The 18,078-nt window shown below is 39.3% G+C and carries 16 protein-coding genes; 6 read left to right on the top strand and 10 right to left on the bottom strand.

The features are described from left to right. Nucleotides 1-119: 119 nt before the first annotated feature. Both ptsP and ACGLYD_RS07210 read right to left on the bottom strand, forming a co-directional pair. Nucleotides 120-1,835, bottom strand: a complete 1,716-nt coding sequence (gene ptsP, locus ACGLYD_RS07215; protein WP_340742044.1) for a phosphoenolpyruvate--protein phosphotransferase — start codon at nt 1,833-1,835, stop codon at nt 120-122. Next, nucleotides 1,835-2,101, bottom strand: a complete 267-nt coding sequence (locus ACGLYD_RS07210) for a phosphocarrier protein HPr (protein WP_067208839.1) — start codon at nt 2,099-2,101, stop codon at nt 1,835-1,837. Before ACGLYD_RS07210 ends, ptsP begins: the two co-directional genes overlap by 1 nt. A 328-nt stretch (nt 2,102-2,429) precedes the next feature. Here ACGLYD_RS07210 and ACGLYD_RS07205 point away from each other — a divergent pair, with 328 nt between their 5' ends. Then, a complete protein-coding gene (locus ACGLYD_RS07205; RefSeq protein ID WP_187047679.1) occupies nt 2,430-2,789 on the top strand; it encodes a collagen-like protein in 360 nt (119 codons plus the stop codon). Between the two features lie 182 nt (nt 2,790-2,971). On the opposite strand, the gene purU is transcribed toward ACGLYD_RS07205, so the two are convergent. Next, nucleotides 2,972-3,880: a formyltetrahydrofolate deformylase gene (gene purU, locus ACGLYD_RS07200; RefSeq protein ID WP_340764576.1), complete on the bottom strand. Its 909-nt coding sequence runs from the start codon at nt 3,878-3,880 to the stop codon at nt 2,972-2,974. 344 nt (nt 3,881-4,224) lie between these two features. On the opposite strand from purU, the gene ACGLYD_RS07195 reads away from it, so the two are divergent. Beyond that, entirely contained in the window at nt 4,225-4,380 is a 156-nt protein-coding gene (locus ACGLYD_RS07195; RefSeq protein WP_082786555.1) for a DUF1540 domain-containing protein, read from the top strand. Between the two features lie 312 nt (nt 4,381-4,692). Here ACGLYD_RS07195 and ACGLYD_RS07190 read toward each other — a convergent pair whose 3' ends face one another. Beyond that, nucleotides 4,693-5,055: a hypothetical protein gene (locus ACGLYD_RS07190; protein WP_399633142.1), complete on the bottom strand. Its 363-nt coding sequence runs from the start codon at nt 5,053-5,055 to the stop codon at nt 4,693-4,695. 565 nt (nt 5,056-5,620) lie between these two features. Here ACGLYD_RS07190 and ACGLYD_RS07185 point away from each other — a divergent pair. After that, on the top strand, nt 5,621-6,028 hold the full coding sequence (locus tag ACGLYD_RS07185) for a DUF4395 domain-containing protein (RefSeq protein ID WP_342538134.1): 408 nt from the start codon (nt 5,621-5,623) through the stop codon (nt 6,026-6,028). 116 nt (nt 6,029-6,144) lie between these two features. Here ACGLYD_RS07185 and ACGLYD_RS07180 read toward each other — a convergent pair whose 3' ends face one another. Both ACGLYD_RS07180 and fdhF read right to left on the bottom strand, forming a co-directional pair. After that, nucleotides 6,145-6,621: a DUF1641 domain-containing protein gene (locus ACGLYD_RS07180; RefSeq protein ID WP_187047676.1), complete on the bottom strand. Its 477-nt coding sequence runs from the start codon at nt 6,619-6,621 to the stop codon at nt 6,145-6,147. A 6-nt stretch (nt 6,622-6,627) separates the two neighbouring features. Beyond that, nucleotides 6,628-9,564 (bottom strand): formate dehydrogenase subunit alpha, encoded by a 2,937-nt coding sequence (gene fdhF / locus ACGLYD_RS07175; protein ID WP_342538133.1) that lies wholly within the window; start codon nt 9,562-9,564, stop codon nt 6,628-6,630. A gap of 259 nt (nt 9,565-9,823) precedes the next feature. On the opposite strand from fdhF, the gene ACGLYD_RS07170 reads away from it, so the two are divergent. From ACGLYD_RS07170 to ACGLYD_RS07160, 3 genes are all read left to right on the top strand, one after another. After that, nucleotides 9,824-10,183: a DUF2294 domain-containing protein gene (locus ACGLYD_RS07170; protein ID WP_067208827.1), complete on the top strand. Its 360-nt coding sequence runs from the start codon at nt 9,824-9,826 to the stop codon at nt 10,181-10,183. Then, nucleotides 10,184-10,999 (top strand): formate dehydrogenase accessory sulfurtransferase FdhD, encoded by an 816-nt coding sequence (gene fdhD / locus ACGLYD_RS07165; protein ID WP_187047673.1) that lies wholly within the window; start codon nt 10,184-10,186, stop codon nt 10,997-10,999. A gap of 187 nt (nt 11,000-11,186) precedes the next feature. Further along, nucleotides 11,187-12,473, top strand: coding sequence for an OFA family MFS transporter (locus ACGLYD_RS07160; protein ID WP_338652487.1), 1,287 nt, complete (start codon nt 11,187-11,189; stop codon nt 12,471-12,473). A 218-nt stretch (nt 12,474-12,691) separates the two neighbouring features. Here ACGLYD_RS07160 and ACGLYD_RS07155 read toward each other — a convergent pair whose 3' ends face one another. From ACGLYD_RS07155 to ACGLYD_RS07140, 4 genes are all read right to left on the bottom strand, one after another. Beyond that, nucleotides 12,692-13,846 (bottom strand): mannitol-1-phosphate 5-dehydrogenase, encoded by a 1,155-nt coding sequence (locus ACGLYD_RS07155; protein ID WP_399632131.1) that lies wholly within the window; start codon nt 13,844-13,846, stop codon nt 12,692-12,694. A gap of 1 nt (nt 13,847) precedes the next feature. Further along, nucleotides 13,848-14,285, bottom strand: coding sequence for a PTS sugar transporter subunit IIA (locus ACGLYD_RS07150; protein WP_067208818.1), 438 nt, complete (start codon nt 14,283-14,285; stop codon nt 13,848-13,850). Nucleotides 14,286-14,302: 17 nt separating this feature from the next. Continuing rightward, nucleotides 14,303-16,393, bottom strand: coding sequence for a PRD domain-containing protein (locus tag ACGLYD_RS07145; RefSeq protein WP_342538131.1), 2,091 nt, complete (start codon nt 16,391-16,393; stop codon nt 14,303-14,305). A gap of 88 nt (nt 16,394-16,481) precedes the next feature. Beyond that, nucleotides 16,482-17,921: a PTS mannitol transporter subunit IICB gene (locus tag ACGLYD_RS07140; protein WP_067213927.1), complete on the bottom strand. Its 1,440-nt coding sequence runs from the start codon at nt 17,919-17,921 to the stop codon at nt 16,482-16,484. Between the last annotated feature and the right edge of the window lie 157 nt (nt 17,922-18,078).

Raw genomic sequence — 18,078 nt, 5'->3', positions numbered from 1 at the left:
GTAGGAATAACAGTGGTGTTGGTGTTTGACACAAGAATACAGCAAAACAATAAATAAAGACAACACCCCTGAACGATTAATCAAGTTCTGGGATGCTGTTTTATGATAACTGTTTTGAATTACAAATTGCTGCGGGCCATAACTGCTTGAACTACATCCTCAGCTGTTGACATCTGCAAGGCTTCATTCGCAAGTTCTACCATATCGCTTTTGTTCAATTTTAGAATTTGAGTACGGGCCTTTAAAATGGATGTGGCACTCATCGAGAATTCATCAAGGCCTAGTCCCAATAGTAAAGGAATAGCGATTTCATCCCCTGCCATTTCCCCACACATCCCAGTCCATTTTCCTTCCTTATGTGAGGCGTCAATAACCATCTTGACCAACCGTAGAATTGCTGGATTATAAGGTTGATATAAATAGGCAACGCGTTCATTCATACGATCAGCAGCCATCGTATATTGGATTAAATCGTTGGTTCCAATACTAAAGAAATCAACTTCCTTCGCGAACTGATCTGCCAGTATTGCAGTGGAAGGGATTTCTACCATGATGCCAACCTCAATAGTAGTGGCAACATTTATATTGTTATTTAGGAGTTCTTGTTTCTCTTCCTCCAAAATTGCTTTAGCCTGGCGGAACTCATCAAGAGTTGCAATCATCGGGAACATGATTTTCAAATTCCCATATGAACTGGCTCTTAAAAGAGCTCTTAATTGCGTTCTGAAAATATCCTGCTCTTCCAAACATAAACGAATAGCGCGAAGTCCTAGGAATGGATTCATTTCTTTAGGGAGATTTAAATAAGGGAGTTCTTTATCCCCGCCAATATCAAGGGTCCGAACAACGACCGGTTTACCTGACATTCCCTGTAGAACCTTCTTATATGCCTCGTACTGCTCTTCTTCAGTTGGGAGTTGGTTTCTGCCCATATACAAAAACTCGGTTCTGTATAATCCGATCCCTTCTCCACCATTACTGATGACTCCCTCTAAGTCTTCCGGGGTGCCGATATTTGCAGCTAACTCAACATGATGACCATCAGCAGTAGTTGTTTTTTCATCTACTAGCTTTGTCCATTCAGCTTTTTGTTGCTCATACTTCAATTGTTCATTTTCGTATGTAGCAATGACATCCGGAGTAGGATTAATATGTACCTCTCCTTTAAACCCATCAACAATAATGATGTCACCGTCCTGAATAAGCTTAGTCGCCTCCTTCGTACCTACAACTGCGGGAATTTCCAATGTGCGCGCCATAATCGCAGAATGGGAAGTCTTCCCACCAATATTAGTTGTAAAACCTTTTACAAATTCACGATTTAACTGCGCCGTGTCTGAAGGTGTTAAATCTTCTGCGATAATAATTACTTTTTCAGAAATCATGCTCGGATTTACAATTTCAACATTTAGCAAATGGGACAGCAAACGTTTCGCAACATCACGAATGTCCGAAGCCCGTTCTCTCATATATTCATTATCCATTTGCTCGAACATTGTAATAAACATATCAGACGTTTCTTTGAGTGCGTGTTCAGCATTCACATGATCTGTTTTAATTTTATCTTCAATTGAAGTCAGAAGCTCCGGATCAAGTAAAACTAATATATGTGCATCGAAGATAGCTGCTTCATCTGCACCAAGTCCTTTTGCAGCGGTATCGCGAATTGACTCTAACTCACTTTTCGAAATAGAGACAGCTGACTGAAAACGTGAAAGTTCTTCCGGAATGTCTTCAACAGTTTTTTTACTGAAAGATAGATCTGGCTCAACAAAACGGTACGCTTTTGCTATCGCTATACCATTTGATGCAGAAATCCCATGAAGTAGGCTCATTAGTTAGTCAGTCCTCCGTTTTTCAACGCTTCTTCAAGTTCGTTAAGTGCATCCTGTTCATCGATTCCAGTGGCGCTAATTTTAAATTCTCCACCTAAACCAATACCTAAAGACATTACGCCAAGAATTGATTTTAAATTGACGTTTTTCTCATTGTAAACCAAGTTTATATCGGATTTGAATTTGGTTGCTGTACTTACTAATATTGAAGCGGGTCGCGCATGAATCCCCTGCTCATCCGTAACTATAAATTGTTTTTCAACCATTTAAATCATACTCCCTCATTAAAATAATACTTACTTACCAAGCTTATCATTTTGGGTCGGGATAGAAAAGGATCTAACCCAAAAAAACTCCTCTTTTACATCTTCATTACACATTTCTGATCCTTCATTTAATTGTAATCGATATGTTATCATCGGCCCTTACTCATATAAGGAACGGACATAACTCCTATACTGGCTTCTTCCCTTAGCAGACAGCTAAATTCTTCACTTACTTGATTCCGGCAAGGTAGCACTTTACTAACCAGGTCCCAAAATATGATTCTCACATATACTACTAGGTATATATCGAAAAAGGAGGCACTCAATTTTGTCTGACGATCAGTTTCCAGTCCCGCACAATCCCAATAACTCGGAACTCCCCTTTGGACAGCCACATTATCCAAAAAATCAAGAACAAGTTCAATTTACGAAACAAGGTGCAGCACCGACCAATCCACCGCCATCTACTATCCCAAAACAACAAACTGGACCACTTTCCATAGATCCAGGCGCGTTACGAGGTTGCTTATATCGCGATACTTACCTACGTCTCGTAAACCGAACATCATTTTGGTTTCATCCAACTTACATCGATTATTTTACAACCACGGGTTTTAAATGGGATGGCTATGCATGGCTTCCATGGAGAATAGACTTGGATAAAATCATATCTTTTCAGTGCACATAGTAATAATTCAATAAATAAAAAGGACCAGTTTCTACTAAACACGACATTGTAATCATTCGTGTTTAATTGAGAAATTGGCCTTATTTATTATGTCGTTACATTGACTTACATACTGATTCCAGGCGCTATGAAACTAGATTCCTTAACTATTTAAAATCTGTACCAAACGCAAAAACCCAATATTAATGAAACACAATCGTTTTGTTACCTTCGACAATAATTCGATTTTCGAGGTGCCACTTTACAGCTTTTGCAAGAACACGTCGCTCAATACGGCTTCCAATTTTTTTCAAATCTATTACGTCATCACGATGATCTACCCGCTCGATATCCTGTTCAATTATTGGACCTTCGTCAAGATCGTTTGTTACATAATGGGAAGTAGCCCCTATCAGTTTCACACCACGATCATATGCCCGTTCATATGGTCGGGCTCCAATAAACGCCGGCAAGAAAGAGTGATGAATGTTAATGATTCGATGTTGAAAATGATTTACAAAGTCAGGCGTAAGAATTTGCATATAGCGAGCAAGAATTAGTAAATCAACACTATATTCTTCCATTAGGCGAATCTGTTCTTCTTCTACTTTTTTCCGAATGTCCTTATTGGCAGGAATATAGTGAAAAGGAATTCCTAAAGATTCGACCATCTCCCGTGCGTCCTCATGGTTACTTACAACGACTACAATATCTGTGTCCAAGTCACCATTTTGCCATTCCCACAAAAGTTCAATCAAACAATGTGGCTCTTTTGAAACAAAGATAGCTGTCCGCTTCCGTTCACTTTCGTAAGCAAAGTGGTAATCCATAGAATGATTGGTAGCAATTTCCTCAAAATCACTTTCCATTTGCGCTGACTTTTCTTTCAAATTTTCACAGTAAAATTCCATTCGAATAAAAAAGTTTCCCTTTTCGGGATCATTCGAATACTGACTTGATTCAATGATATTCGAATCATGATTAAGTAAAAATGTCGACAACATCGATACAATTCCAGGTTTATCCGGACATTTTACTAACAGTCGCCCCCGATTTTCACTTTGATTTCCCTGTTGTTTCAATTTCATTTCAACTTCTGTTTTAATAGACATTTACGAACAGCTCCTAATGATAATCATGCTATATGTGTTGAAATAAAGAACTCCATTGAACTAACTATATCGCTAAGGATACTTCCCGCCCTATGCTAACTTGCTTCGCTGCAGCATTAGGACTTCGGCTACACCTTGTAAGGTGCCCTCATTAAGTTTATATAGGGTATTCATTTATTCAACTACTATAGTTAATATTATTGGTCATACTACGCGCTTGAGCAATGTTTTCAATTGTACCCCATTTTTTAAAATCATGATAGTTTTCTTAATAGATGCTTTTAAAAGAAAAAAGTATTAATCCTCTGTTTTTGCTCATCATAATAAAAAGGAGGTGTGATACTATGGCTCAAGAAATTCTTTGCGAAGTGAGTAACTGTAAATTCTGGGGTCCCGGAAACAAATGTAAAGCGAATTCTATCTACGTAGTCAGCCAAAAAGGAAAAAAAGCAACAAGTAGTGAAGAAACGGATTGTAAAACATTCGTGCCAAGAGATTGAATGACGACGTATTCGATTATTTATAATTTAGTTCAAGCTTAGTATCATGCACTGTGGAAAGCGCCAGATTCTAAAGCAATTCTGACTGTTTTGGAATCTGGTGTCTTTCATTTTCTTGAATAATTAACAATTTATAACGTGTTTATTTACATAAATCGGATCACTCGCAATGGCGACATTAATGGCAACAACTGGTTCAGCATATAACATACTTGCAACTGAACCCGTCTCTCCCAATGAAAGTTCCGTAGCCCATGTAACATAAGCAGCTGCCTCCGGAAAACCTCCAAATAAATAGTCGACAAATTAGCTTCATTTGTAGCACCCTGAATGCCTTGTAAGAGACCTGGGAAGTAAATGAAGAATGGCAGTTCCCCCCCAAGTGAAGTATGTGGTTATTTCATTGGAACGATAACATCTCAATAGTGATTTTTGGAAAACGAAGAAAAAAGATGTTACAATAGATGCGCTCAAAATGAAAATAACTCCTTTTGAAATAGTGAAAGATGTTCCCTTAGATCCAGCTGTAATGAGAAAAATTTCGATAATCCCGACAAACACCCCCACCCAAGCGAGAGTACTTAACCGCTCTTTCAGAAATATGACAGCTATCAATGCTGTGTAAACAGGTGCAGAAGCAATGAAAATTTCTTCGGAACCTGAAGAAACTGTCACTTCTTCTATATGTAACTCCCCAGTGGTAGACACTAATCCCAATCTAACCAAGTACACCTATCTTCAGAATATCCTCTTTTTTTAGGTGACCGGAATTTAGTTCCAAGCCAGAGGGCATAAATTACGAAAACGCTAGATACTATTAAAACCGAGTAAGTATCAAATTGCCTGGTTATAGCCTCCTAGTAAACTAGCACGTATAGTAGCGAATCCTGATCCCATTCAATGACTGTAAACATCGCAAGTAAAAAGCTTTTTTATTCATAAATTAACCCTTTACTGAAAACAATTTTGGTTGTTTACATCTAGAAGCGTCACTTGTCCTTCAACGCAATGCTGTCGCTTTGACTAATGAATGATGCAAGAGTAACTATGCAATACACTGAATAGAATAATGATTTAAAGTCAAAATATAATGGGTCTCTTTTATATGTATGGAAACCTCGAACTTCAATTTTAGGTAAATATCTAAAACCTGCTCTATTTTTATTCCTCTTACTCATGTACATTCCGGTCACCATAACATATAATAGTATAAAATCCAATTAGAATAGTAGGTTTTAATGTGAAAACAATACCAAAACCTTTAGTAATGGCAAATCAATGGACGATTGTTTTGACTGTAATTATTGCACTTCTAACACAGTCAGCTTGGATATTACTCATTCCATTAATCGCAAATGTTTCAAGTTTATTGACGGGATTCCATCCGATTTTAGTACTTGTTAAGCATTTTTTAGCTAAACCAGCTAATCAATATATTCAAGAAGACTACGCGCAGTTACGATTTAACCAATGGTTGGCTGTCGGATTTTTATTCGTTGCATGTGTAAGCTTTTTATTGAATTGGACTATATTATTTAATATCGCTACGACGATGGTTGGCATAGCTGCACTCATCGCAATCCTAGGTTTTTGCATAGGTTGCTTTGTACGCTTCCAATACCAACAATGGAGTTATCGACGTAATTAAGTACTGTGTAACACAAAATGAAATCAGCCATTAACATGTATGGCTGATTTCATTTTATTTGTGTGTAATCGAGACGTATTACTGGTACTTTTTCGAACCTTCTACTACTTGCTATCTTATTCTAACCCTTTGCCCATCCCTTTCAGAAAATCTAGTCCAAATTTCACGGCACGGTTCGTATCAGGATCATTTAATGCAGTCATCAATTGAAAAATACTTACTTTTTGCCCATTACCGCTATAAAGCTCAGCTTCATTCAATCCACTTTTAACGCTCGCAGCAAGTTTCGCTGTAACATCAGGGTCAATAGATGAAATCACACTAGTTGCATGTAGCACATGGTTGATAATATTGGTTACTGGGTCACGTGATGCTTGGTCTACTGCAATTTTCGCGATATCAGCCTTTGCTTTCACCATCGCCTTCAGTGCATCGAAGACGCCTGCGTCATCCAACTCCCCAGTAATTTCAAGTATTTTATTGAGTGCCTGGTCTTGTTCGGCAATTAATGACTGTAGCTCACCCAGTTTATTCTGTTTGATTTCTTGTGGTGTCAGTTCGTTCCATTTAATAGAAGTAATTGGTGCCGCCATCGTATATCACCTTTCTTTCTTAGCTTCAGTTAATTGTATATATCCTGGACGAGCCCATTTCCGCTCCACTTCAACACCATTTTGTGGGTGACGCTCTTTATTACGATGGTTCGACTTAGGCAACGGGTTTTCGCCTTCTTTTCGAAGTACTTCCATTCGTACCATCGTCTGTTTATACGCTGGTGTATTCGTGCGCTGATCGACTGCAGGACCGGTTAGGAAATTAATGGCTGATTCTTTTTCAACTGAGTTCATCGGCAAGAACAATTCATTTTTCTTTACACGGTCCGTTACGAGTGCTGGTAATTTTAAAGCGCCATATGGCGAAATCAAGCGTACAAGGGAACCGCTTAACACACCACGCTCTTTCGCAAGTTCCGGTGAAACTTCAACGAAAACCTCCGGCACTTTCTTCTGAATTCCATCCGATTTATTCGTCATATTGCCTTCGTGGAAATGTTCTAGCAAACGCCCGTTATTGATGTGGAGATCATATTCTAAGGGAAACTCTACAGGTTCCACCCAGTCAGACAGAGCAAAACGAGCCTTTTTATCAGGGAAATTAAATCCGTTCACGTACAACAGCGGTGTACTTTCACCATCCAAACTGCCCCATAAGAAGCTGTCCCAATCTTCCATTACGCTATAATCAGCTTGACTAAATAACGGTGAAAGGCTAGCCATTTCCGCAAAAATCTCACTCGGATGACTGTAGTTCCATTCTGCACCGAGACGGTTAGCGATTTCCTGTACAATCCACCAGTCCGCCCGTGCGTCTCCCAATTCCGGAAGTGCTTTGTATAAACGCTGCACACGTCTTTCCGTATTTGTAAATGTTCCGTCTTTTTCAAGTGATGGAACCGCCGGTAAAATGACATCTGCATATTGCGCAGTCCTTGAGAAGAAAATATCCTGCACAACGAGAAAGTCGAGCTTAGACAAGACATCGTGTACATAGTTCGCATTAGAATCGACGAGCGCCATATCTTCACCAACTATATACATGGCTTTCATGATTTCAGCATCGACGGAATGTAGCATCTGAATATTATCAAGTCCGGGCTTATCATGGATTTTCACGCCGTATGCCTTTTCGAACTTTTGACGTGCTTTATCATCAGTGACGTGTTGATAGCCTGGTAGCCATCCTGGTAGCGATCCCATATCACATGCACCCTGTACGTTATTATGTCCACGTAGCGGATAAGCCCCAGCACCAGGACGTCGATAATTACCTGTCGCAAGTAACAAATTGGAGATTGCGGCGGAAGTATCCGATCCACCAGTATTTTGTGTGACACCCATTCCCCAAAGAATACAAGTACCGTCTGCATCACGAATCATTTCCGCTGTCTTGATTAGCATATCCCTTGATACACCACATACTGTTTCAGCATAGTCGAGTGTATATTTCTCAAGAACTTCTTTGAATTCACCCAAGTAATGGACATTTTCATCAATAAACGACTGATCATGCCATCCTTTATCAATCATGTACTTTGTCACTGCCATGAGCCATACTTGATCAGTTCCCTGCTTCGGACTTATAAAGATATCAGAGCGGTCAGCCATTTCATTTTTTCGCAAATCGGCGACAATCAATTTTTGTCCGTGCAGCTTATGTGCACGCTTCACACGAGTGGCCAGAACTGGATGTCCTTCAGCTGGGTTAGCCCCGACAATAATGACAAGACCAGCCTTCGCTATGTCTTTAATAGTTCCAGCGTCTCCGCCCATCCCTACTGTACGGAATAGACCGTCTGTCGCTGGTGATTGACAATAGCGTGAGCAGTTATCAACGTTATTTGTTTCAAATACTTGACGTGCTAATTTTTGAATCACATAGTTTTCCTCATTTGTAATCTTCGAAGATGAAATGATGCCAACAGCTTCTTTTCCATACTCTTTTTTTATTGTACCTAGTTTCAAAGCAACAAGGTCAAGCGCTTCTTCCCACGTAGCTTCAACAAAAGAATCGCCTTTTCGGATAAGTGGTGTCGTAATTCGTTCCTCGCTGTTGACGAAATCCCACCCGAATTTCCCTTTTATACATGTCGAAATCGCGTTGACTGGGGCATCTGAAACGGGCTGGATTTTCAAAATTTTTCTATCTTTCGTCCACACTTCAAATGAGCACCCAACACCGCAGAATGTACATACTGTTTTCGTTTTCTTCGTCCTCGTATCGCGCATCGCCGATTCAACATCTGATACGGCCATAATGCCGCTATACCCGGGCTCAACATCTTTGACAAGTTCAATCATCGGCGTCAGGATTTCCTCTTTTAGCCCGGTCATGAATCCGGCTTCACCAAGCATTGATTTTTCCATTAGTGCATTGCATGGGCATACGGTAACACAGTGGCCGCAGCCTACACAAGATGAGTCATTAATTTTCGCGCCCCCATCCCACAGAACAATTGGACGGTCCCTCTCCCAATCAATCGATAAGGTTTCATTTACCTGTAAATTTTGGCATACTTCAACACACTGGCCGCAAGCAATGCACTGATTTGGGTCGTAACGGTAAAATGGGTGTGTAAAATCAACACTTTCCTGTGTGCATTTTGGTTCATATGGATATTTTTGATGTTCGATTTCCATCATATCCACCGTATTATGTATTTTACAGTTGCCATTATTGTTGTCACACACTGTACAATACAAAAGGTGATTTTCTAGAATTCGATCCATTGCCTCCGTCTGCGCTTCTTTAGCACGAGTTGAAGCCAGCTCTACGCTCATTCCAGAGACAGCTTTTGTTGAACAAGCACGCATTAGACGGCCATCTACTTCCAAGATACACGTATCACATGTCTCAATTGGGTCCACTTCAGGTAAGTAACATATTTGCGGATGATCAATTTGATACTGATTGATCACCTCAAGGATCGTCTTGCCTTCCACGAAGTCATAATTGGAACCGTTAATCTTGATTGGCATGTATGCGCCTCCTTTTTTATAAATAAAAAACCACCATGAAAAAATACACCGACTTGACAAGTGCACTTTCATAGTGGAATAGTCTTCTAACAGGACATGTTAAACTACCAATCCATATTTCTATTTAACGTTCGATAATGCCACAGCAGTTCATACTGTAACACCTCTTAGACACTAGTATATTTTAAGTTGAAAGAATAAACAATCTATTTTTCAGCTTTTGAACTATTTTCTTTTACCACGGAGGAGGAATAAATACATGTTAAAAAGAATACATGATTTTAATGATATTATCAGAAAGCTACGCAAAGACTTATTCGGGAAGGGACCTGAAAGAATCCACACGGTTTTTGTTGATAATATGATTATTTCAACACTCTACGGGAACTTGACTCCAACTGAAAAATTTATTGCCAGTACACCAGAAGGAAAAGAAATGATCCATGCTGCAAGAACTAGAATGATTCAAGATGTCTATCAAAAAGCACCACCCGATGGCATGGAAGAACTCGTCGGGGCTAAATTTGTCCACCTTTTCTCGGACATCAAATTGGAAGAGGACATTGCAATTTCCGTATTTCTTTTCGACCGGCAAATTGAACACAAGGGGGGAAAGTAGATGGAACAAGATAAGAAACGGACTGTTTTTCGATACTCAAACGGATATTTCTCGAAAAAGGAAGACCAAATTGTAGTCGAACACCCCGTCACTATCAAAATCAATGACCAAGAATTTGCAACAATCGTTTGCTCGCCTGAGTACATCGAAGACATGGCGGTCGGTTTTTTGGCATCTGAAGGTGTCATCCCAAAGTATGAAGATATCAAAGACATTTCTCTACAGGAAGAATTGGGTATTGTCCATATCAAAACGGACAAGATGTATCCTTTTTACGAAAAATTGCTGAACAAACGCTACATCACCTCCTGTTGCGGCATGAGCCGACAAGGTTTTGTGTTTGCTAACGATGCATTAACAGTGAAAAGAATGACAGGAACCCATGTAACGCTTACCCCGGAAGATTGCTTTTTTCTGATGGAGCAAATGGATCAATCAGCAGACATGTTTCATAAAACTGGAGGTGTCCATAATGCAGCACTCTGTGATCCTACTGGCATTGTGCTGTCAAGGATGGATATTGGCAGACATAATGCTTTAGATAAAATTTACGGTCATTGTTTAAGAAATACTATTTCAGTAAAAGACAAAATAATTGTGTTTAGTGGCCGTATCTCATCGGAGATTTTATTGAAAGTGGCAAAAATCGGCTGTGAAATTGTACTTTCAAAATCAGCCCCTACTGAATTGGCATTGACACTCGCAGAAGAACTCGGAATTACTACAGTCGGATTTATACGGCAAAATTCATTCAATCTGTACACTCACCCGGATCGGATCATTATCGAAGAAAACAACAATATTTTTCAACACTAAAAAAACATTCGTGACAAAATTGGCAATGAATGCTAAGATGACTGAAATGTCTAACATTAACACATTATACATCTTTCATGTAAATAAAAGGCTATTTAAATATAGGGGCTCAGCTGCTCGAAATTACCTTTGGGGATTACAGGTTTATATCTGTTTAATTTCATATTTTCATAAAGGGGGAAAAGGTTTGAAGGGGAATAAAACGAAGAACAGGTGGTTGATTGCCGCATCCGCAGTTGGTATTCATATTTCTATCGGCTCCGTATATGCTTGGAGCAATTTTACAAATCCATTAATCGATCAGTTTGGTTGGTCCACAAGTCAAGTACAACTCACATTCAGTATCGCCATTCTATTTTTGGGGCTGTCTGCAGCATTTCTTGGTCACTTCGTGGAGAAATATGGGCCAAGGAAAGCGGGAATCATGGCAGCTATTTGTTTTGGCTCGGGTGTAATTGGTTCCGGGTTTGCTGTAAGCGCTTCCTCGCTTCCATTACTATATTTATTTTATGGGGTACTGGGTGGGATTGGGCTTGGCGTTGGTTACATTGCGCCAGTTTCCACTCTTGTAAAATGGTTCCCTGACCGCCGTGGACTTGCGACCGGTCTTGCCATTATGGGATTCGGTTTTGCTGCAGCTATTAGTAGCCCAATTATGGAAGCGCTTATTACTTCTGTTGGGCTAAAAAACACATTCTTTATTTTGGGTGTTTCTTACTTTTTAGTTATGATTTTATCCTCTTTATATCTTGAAAAGCCTGAAGAAGGCTGGGCACCCGCTGGATTTATTGAAAAAGTTAAAGCAGGAAAAATCGAACAAAAGAGAGACTTGGCACAATTGACAGCGAATGAAGCAGTGAAAACCAAACGTTTTTACTATTTATGGCTAATGCTCTTTATTAATGTCACATGTGGCATTGGTATATTATCAGCAGCAAAACCACTCGCAATTGACAGTATCGGTATGACAACTATACAGGCTGCAGCACTCGTCGGGGTCCTCGGTATCTTTAATGGAGCCGGCAGACTTGGCTGGGCGGCTACTTCTGATTATATAGGTAGACAAAACACATATACCACATTTTTTGTAATCCAAATCTTTTTGTTTGCACTATTGCCTTTCACAACAAATGCACTGCTATTTCAAATTATGCTCGCAGTCATTTACACATGCTATGGCGGTGGTTTCGCATCCATTCCCGCATACATTGCCGACATTTTCGGAACGAAACAGCTTGGTGCAATCCACGGTTATATACTAACTGCTTGGTCGGCAGCTGGTCTTGCTGGGCCTATGTTCGCTGCATGGATGAAAGATATGACGGGTAGTTACGAAAGCAGCTTGCTCTATTTCGCTGGTTTGTTTGTAGTTGCATTCGTTATTTCCATATTAATCAGAGTTGATATTAGAAAAGTTCAAGTGGAAGGCGAAAAACCCGCACTTAAGCCCTTAGAAAAAGTTGTAAGTGGATGATTATCACTGCCGCAAGTAATCTCGAAAACATGGATAGCCATCTCAAATTCTAAATGCTTAAGCAGCTAATCCATCTCTACCTGACAAAACAAGATCGATTTTAACTTCATTTTTTCTTATATAAAAAGAAGCTCATCTGCATGCAAATGAGCTTCTTTTTATATAGATGACAACTCCTTATACTTTCAGCCATCATTCAATTATGTCATTACTGTAATTTAATTTCCCTTAAGTTTTTGATATCCCTCTTCAATCGCTGTAAATAGAGCTGTTCCAGCCTTCAAACCAGTAAATGTTTCAATTGCATGACGAACACCTTGCCGCTGAATTGTTTCTTGAATGAGCTTTGCTTCGGGATCTTCCAAATAATCATAACGCAATGCTGCTGCAATTCCCATCGCCAAGAAAGTCGGTGTCTCGTCAAACAACTCCACGTATTGAGTTGCTGGGCCGACCAGCCTATCATTGAATTTGAGTTTACGTAAAGGTGAACGACCCACTCGTGTTACATCATCAGATATAAAGGGATTTGCAAAACGCCCCATAATTTTTTGTATATAATCGCCATGCTCTTGCTCATTAAATTGATATTTAGCAATGAGTAATTTACCGGTTTCTTGCAAGACATTCTCAGTCATAGTTTTGATTTCTTCACTCGCAAGTGCTTCGTCCATTCTCCTGATACCTGCCAAATAACCAAAGTAAGCAACGGCAGCATGGCCTGTATTTACCGTATATAATTTCCTTTCAATATATGGTTCCAAATCTTTAACGAACGTAATCCCTTTAACAGGCGGATTTTCACCAATGATCTCCGATTCCTCAACTACCCATTCATAAAATGGCTCCACTTGAACCGCTGTCTTGTCTTCATTTATCTGGTTCGGGACAATCCGATCTACCGCTGCATTCGGAAAGCTAAAACAGTGATCGAATTGGGATTTTTCGTCTTCAGTTAACTTTTCATATACTTTTTCTTTAAGAAAAGCACTTCCACCAATCATATTTTCACAAGCGATGATTGTTAACGGTTGTCCCGTTTGAATGAGACGCTCCTTAAGTCCATCAGCAAGTAATCCCGCGATAAAGGGCAATACATTCGGCCCAACCGCCGCTGTTACAAGATCGGCTTTGGCAATTGTTTCGATTACTAATTCCGGATCCGTCGCACTATTAATAGCGCGAACATTTTTCACAAGTAGTCCTTCGTGAGCTTCATTTGCAAGTTCAACACGGTATTGTTTTTTTTCGTTTATCAAATTAACAAGCTCGCTGTTCACATCTACAAAGCATGTTTCAAATCCGGATTGATACAATAAGTTTCCAATGAAACCTCTTCCTATATTTCCAGCGCCAAAATGAACAGCGATCATGTTAGTTCACTCCTTCAAAGAAGGATAAGACTTCATCTTTAGATGATGCATACACAATTGCTTCTACATTTTCTTCATCAGAAACTACGATTGCAATATTCGACAGGATTTCTAAATGCTCATCCCCTTTTCCAGCAATCCCAAAGATCAATTTCACGATATTCCCATCTCCGAAATCCACACCCCCAGGCACTTGAATAATCGCAATACCTGACTCCTTCACTTCTTGTTTTGCATCGTCTGTACCATGTGGAATGGCTACAAAATTGCCCATGTACGTAGATGTCATTTCTTCACGTTGAAGCATTTTTTCTATATAACTTGACTGAACATAGCCTCTGTCAAAAAGGATTTTCCCTGTTAAGCGGATTGCTTCTTCTTTTGTTGCCAGTACTTGATTCAACACAATGTTTTCGATTGATAAAATTGGTAATGTCATTATAAAAACTCCTCTAGTCAATTTATTTTTTCATCTATGAACTGCACAAATTTCTGTGCCAAATAAGAATGGATAAGCGTCCCCTGATTGGATTCAAACAATTCGACACTTTTTTCGTTTTCAATAATTAGTGCACTAATGAAACTCAGTACTTCTAAACCCTGTTTATGGTATTGATGGGGTGCTAACAACAGTAATAAATGCTTGACTTCGCTATCATTTCCGTCCATTGCTGTCATAACGATTGGGTCTTTGAGTGTTTGAATCGTAAACGAAGGCTTTAGAACTTGTTCATGACGGGTGTGAAATAAAGCGAGCTTTGTTTCAGGTATTCCTATCCCACCAAGAGCTTCTCTTGCAAATAGAGCATTTGCTACAATTTCATCATCTTTTATAATTTTTTGCATTTCCAATTGATGGCATGCTACCCGTATACACTTTTTTATCGACATATATTCATTTTGTGATGAATGCTGAAAACCCGATAATAACTCGGCTACAGTTTCCGTGTATAATTGGATATTTTTCATTCTGTTAATTATTTCATCAACGCTTGAACGAACACGATTTAACAAGGCAACCGGTTTTTTTATAAGCATCTGCCTTCTTGCATACAGCTGAACTTGCTTAATTTCTTCTTGTGTCATAAAAGGACTGACGATCATATATTCCTTAGTAAAATCTTGTAAGTAAATAGTGGAAATAATTAAGTCTCTATCTGAGATTTGAAGTTCATTCAATTCAAATAGAGATACATTCACTACTTCTGCAATTTCTGGTATTTCCCGTTGAAGTCGCGATACAAGCATTTTCGAAGTTCCAATGCCACTAGAACAAACAATATAGGCTTTTAAGTCCTTTTCGCCCCTCAAGCCAAGTAAAACAGATCCGAAGTGCATAACTAAGTAACCTATCTCTTCATCGGGAACTCGTAATTCTGGAAATACTTCTCCTACTGCATCCTTAACTAGTTGAAACAGTTCTTCATAGTCTTTACGAATATTTTTCAACAATGGATTGGTGATACCCATATTCTGTCGAATTCGATAAATCGCAGGCTTCAAATGTGTAACAAGACCTTCTAGAAGGGGCGCGTTATCCTTCAAATCTTCACCCGTAGCATCTTCCATGTACTGAATCAGTTTCTTCGCTTGCATGAACGTTTCCAAATTGGAAGCTTCAAGTAATTGTCCTTCATTATGACGAAGCTTAGCTCCTTGAAGATGCATCGTAATATATCCAATCTCAGCATTAGGGATATCAATCTGGAAACGGGTCGCTAATTTAGTGATAATTTCGTGTGCAATATGGTATTCCGGTTCCTTTGTTAACTGCTCCAAATATATCGTATCCATCTGAATGTTTTCACCTAACATAATACGTTCAATTGCCAAAGTTAAATGAACGATGAGTCCGACATAAGCATTGTCCGTAATTGGAAATGGTAGTACTCGATTTAATTGTTGCATGACATCTTCAATAACAAGTAATTTTTTCCTATCAACAAGATGTAATAACCGTTTGGATATAGAACTTTCGTGATTCCCAGACTTCTTCTGGATACGTTCTTTAATAAATGAAAACAACTCGTCTTCTTTTAAAGTCTTGGCAATCACGTAGCTCATTGCTCTTCGTTTTGCTTTTTCGGATCCGCTTATTTTAATTCCATACCCTCTTTTTTTCACTATTAAAAGTTGAAAGGGTTTTAATTGTTCCTCTAGCTTTAGTAAATCTGAACTAATCGTTGCAATCGCTACTCCTAGTTCATTTGCGAGCGCAAACAGCTTCACAGGTTCTGTTGATTCATATAATGTGCAAAGAATCATTGTTTGCCTTTCGTCCAATGTATACTCGCGAGAGGAGAAAGTGTTTAGCTTTTGTTTTAATATTTCCTTATTTGTTTCTTCCCCTAGAATCTGAATGCCAACCCCAGTTTTCCTTATAAGTTCAAGGTTGTATGGATGCAATAACTTTTCTATCGTATTCAAATCGCGGTGAATGGTCCGAGGGCTGACTGCTATTTTCTCCGATAACTCTTTAATTGTTACTTCTTCACTTCTGTTGATCAATTCATCCAAGATAACTTTTTCCCGAGCTGAAATATCCACGTTAAACACCCCACTGAAATGCTCTATAATCATTGGTAAAACTCAGCCTAATTTCTTTCGAATTAGGCTGAGTTTAAGTGTACACTCATTACTTTTTCAGTTTTTCAAGAAGTTCATCGTATCTCGGACTATTTAAAAAGTTTTCGACAGAAATATGATATGCGTTTGGTGATTTTGCTTTCGCACGTTCAGTTAGATCTTTATGAGTGATTACTACTTCCGCATCGGGCGGTAAGTTACTGATAGCCATATTCGAAACCGCAACATCAATATCAGCTTTTTTCACTTTATTCCTCAAAATTGAGGCACCCATTGCGCTGGAACCCATGCCTGCATCACATGCAAAAATAATACTTTCGACATTTGCAAATGACACTTCTTGAACAGCTTCTTCAGCAATCGATTGTTGCATAAAGTCTGCTGCACGGCTCTCTTTACCTTTTAACGCAGACGTTTTTTCCGTAGCTTTTAACAAGTCATCCTCTTCAGTTTCCTTGCCTGTTTTTAAGATGATCGATGCTACAATGAATGACACAACTGTTGCAAAGAGCACGCCCGCGATAACAGCTACAAAGCCACCTTTTGGCGTCATGGCAAGGATGGCAAAAATACTACCTGGCGATGCCGTGGCAACCAAGCCGCCTCCCAATAATTGAAATGTAAATACGCCCGTAGCGCCTCCTGCAATGGCAGCAACCAATAGCAATGGTCTCATTAAAATGTAAGGGAAATAAATTTCATGAATCCCCCCGAGGAAATGAATGATCCCTGCCCCTGATGCCGTTTGCTTCGCCATCCCTTTACCAAAAATCATATACGCAAGTAATATCCCGAGACCGGGTCCTGGATTGGCCTCTAATAGAAAGAGAATCGATTTACCTGTTTGTGTAGCTTGCTCAAGCCCAATCGGACTTAACACACCATGGTTAATAGCATTATTTAAAAACAACACTTTTGCTGGCTCTATCAATATGCTAGCAATTGGCAATAAATTCGCATCGACAATCGCTTGCACACCTGCTCCAAGAGCTTTATTCAACGCCTCTACAACTGGGCCAATTCCTTTAAAAGCAACTAAAGCTAAAATGAAGCCAATAATACCTGATGAAAAGTTATTGACAAGCATTTCAAAACCTGATTTTATTTTCCCTTCAACTAATTTATCAAATTGTTTAATGGACCATCCACCTAAAGGTCCTACAATCATTGCACCGAGGAACATTGGAGCATCTGGTGCTCCAACAATAACCCCCATTGTGACAATTGCCCCAACGACTCCCCCACGAATATCATGGACAAGACGGCCACCTGTAAAACCGATTAAAATTGGTAATAAGTAATAAATCATAGGATCTACCAATTCACTAAAGCTTGCGTTCGGAATCCAACCCGTCGGAATAAATAATGCTGTAATAATCCCCCAAGCAATAAATGCACCGATATTCGGCATGATCATCCCACTTAAAAAACTTCCAAAACGTTGGACTTTCATTTTGAATCCTGAATTTGTTTGCTGTTCATTTTCCATAAACATACACTCCCTTCCTTTTTTATAAAGCGACAACTGTTTGATTACTACCAATAATAAAGCGTTTACATTCGTTAAGCAATTGAATGTAAACGCTATTTTGTCACTTCTATTGTTGCCATGTGTGTGCTTGATGGAACTAAGTATACACATAGCT

The sequence above is a fragment of the Sporosarcina sp. SG10008 genome (assembly GCF_044569405.1).
GTDB lineage: Bacteria > Bacillota > Bacilli > Bacillales_A > Planococcaceae > Sporosarcina > Sporosarcina psychrophila.
The sequence above is the reverse complement of the archived record's forward strand: the minus strand, read 5'-3'. Positions and strand labels throughout refer to the sequence as shown.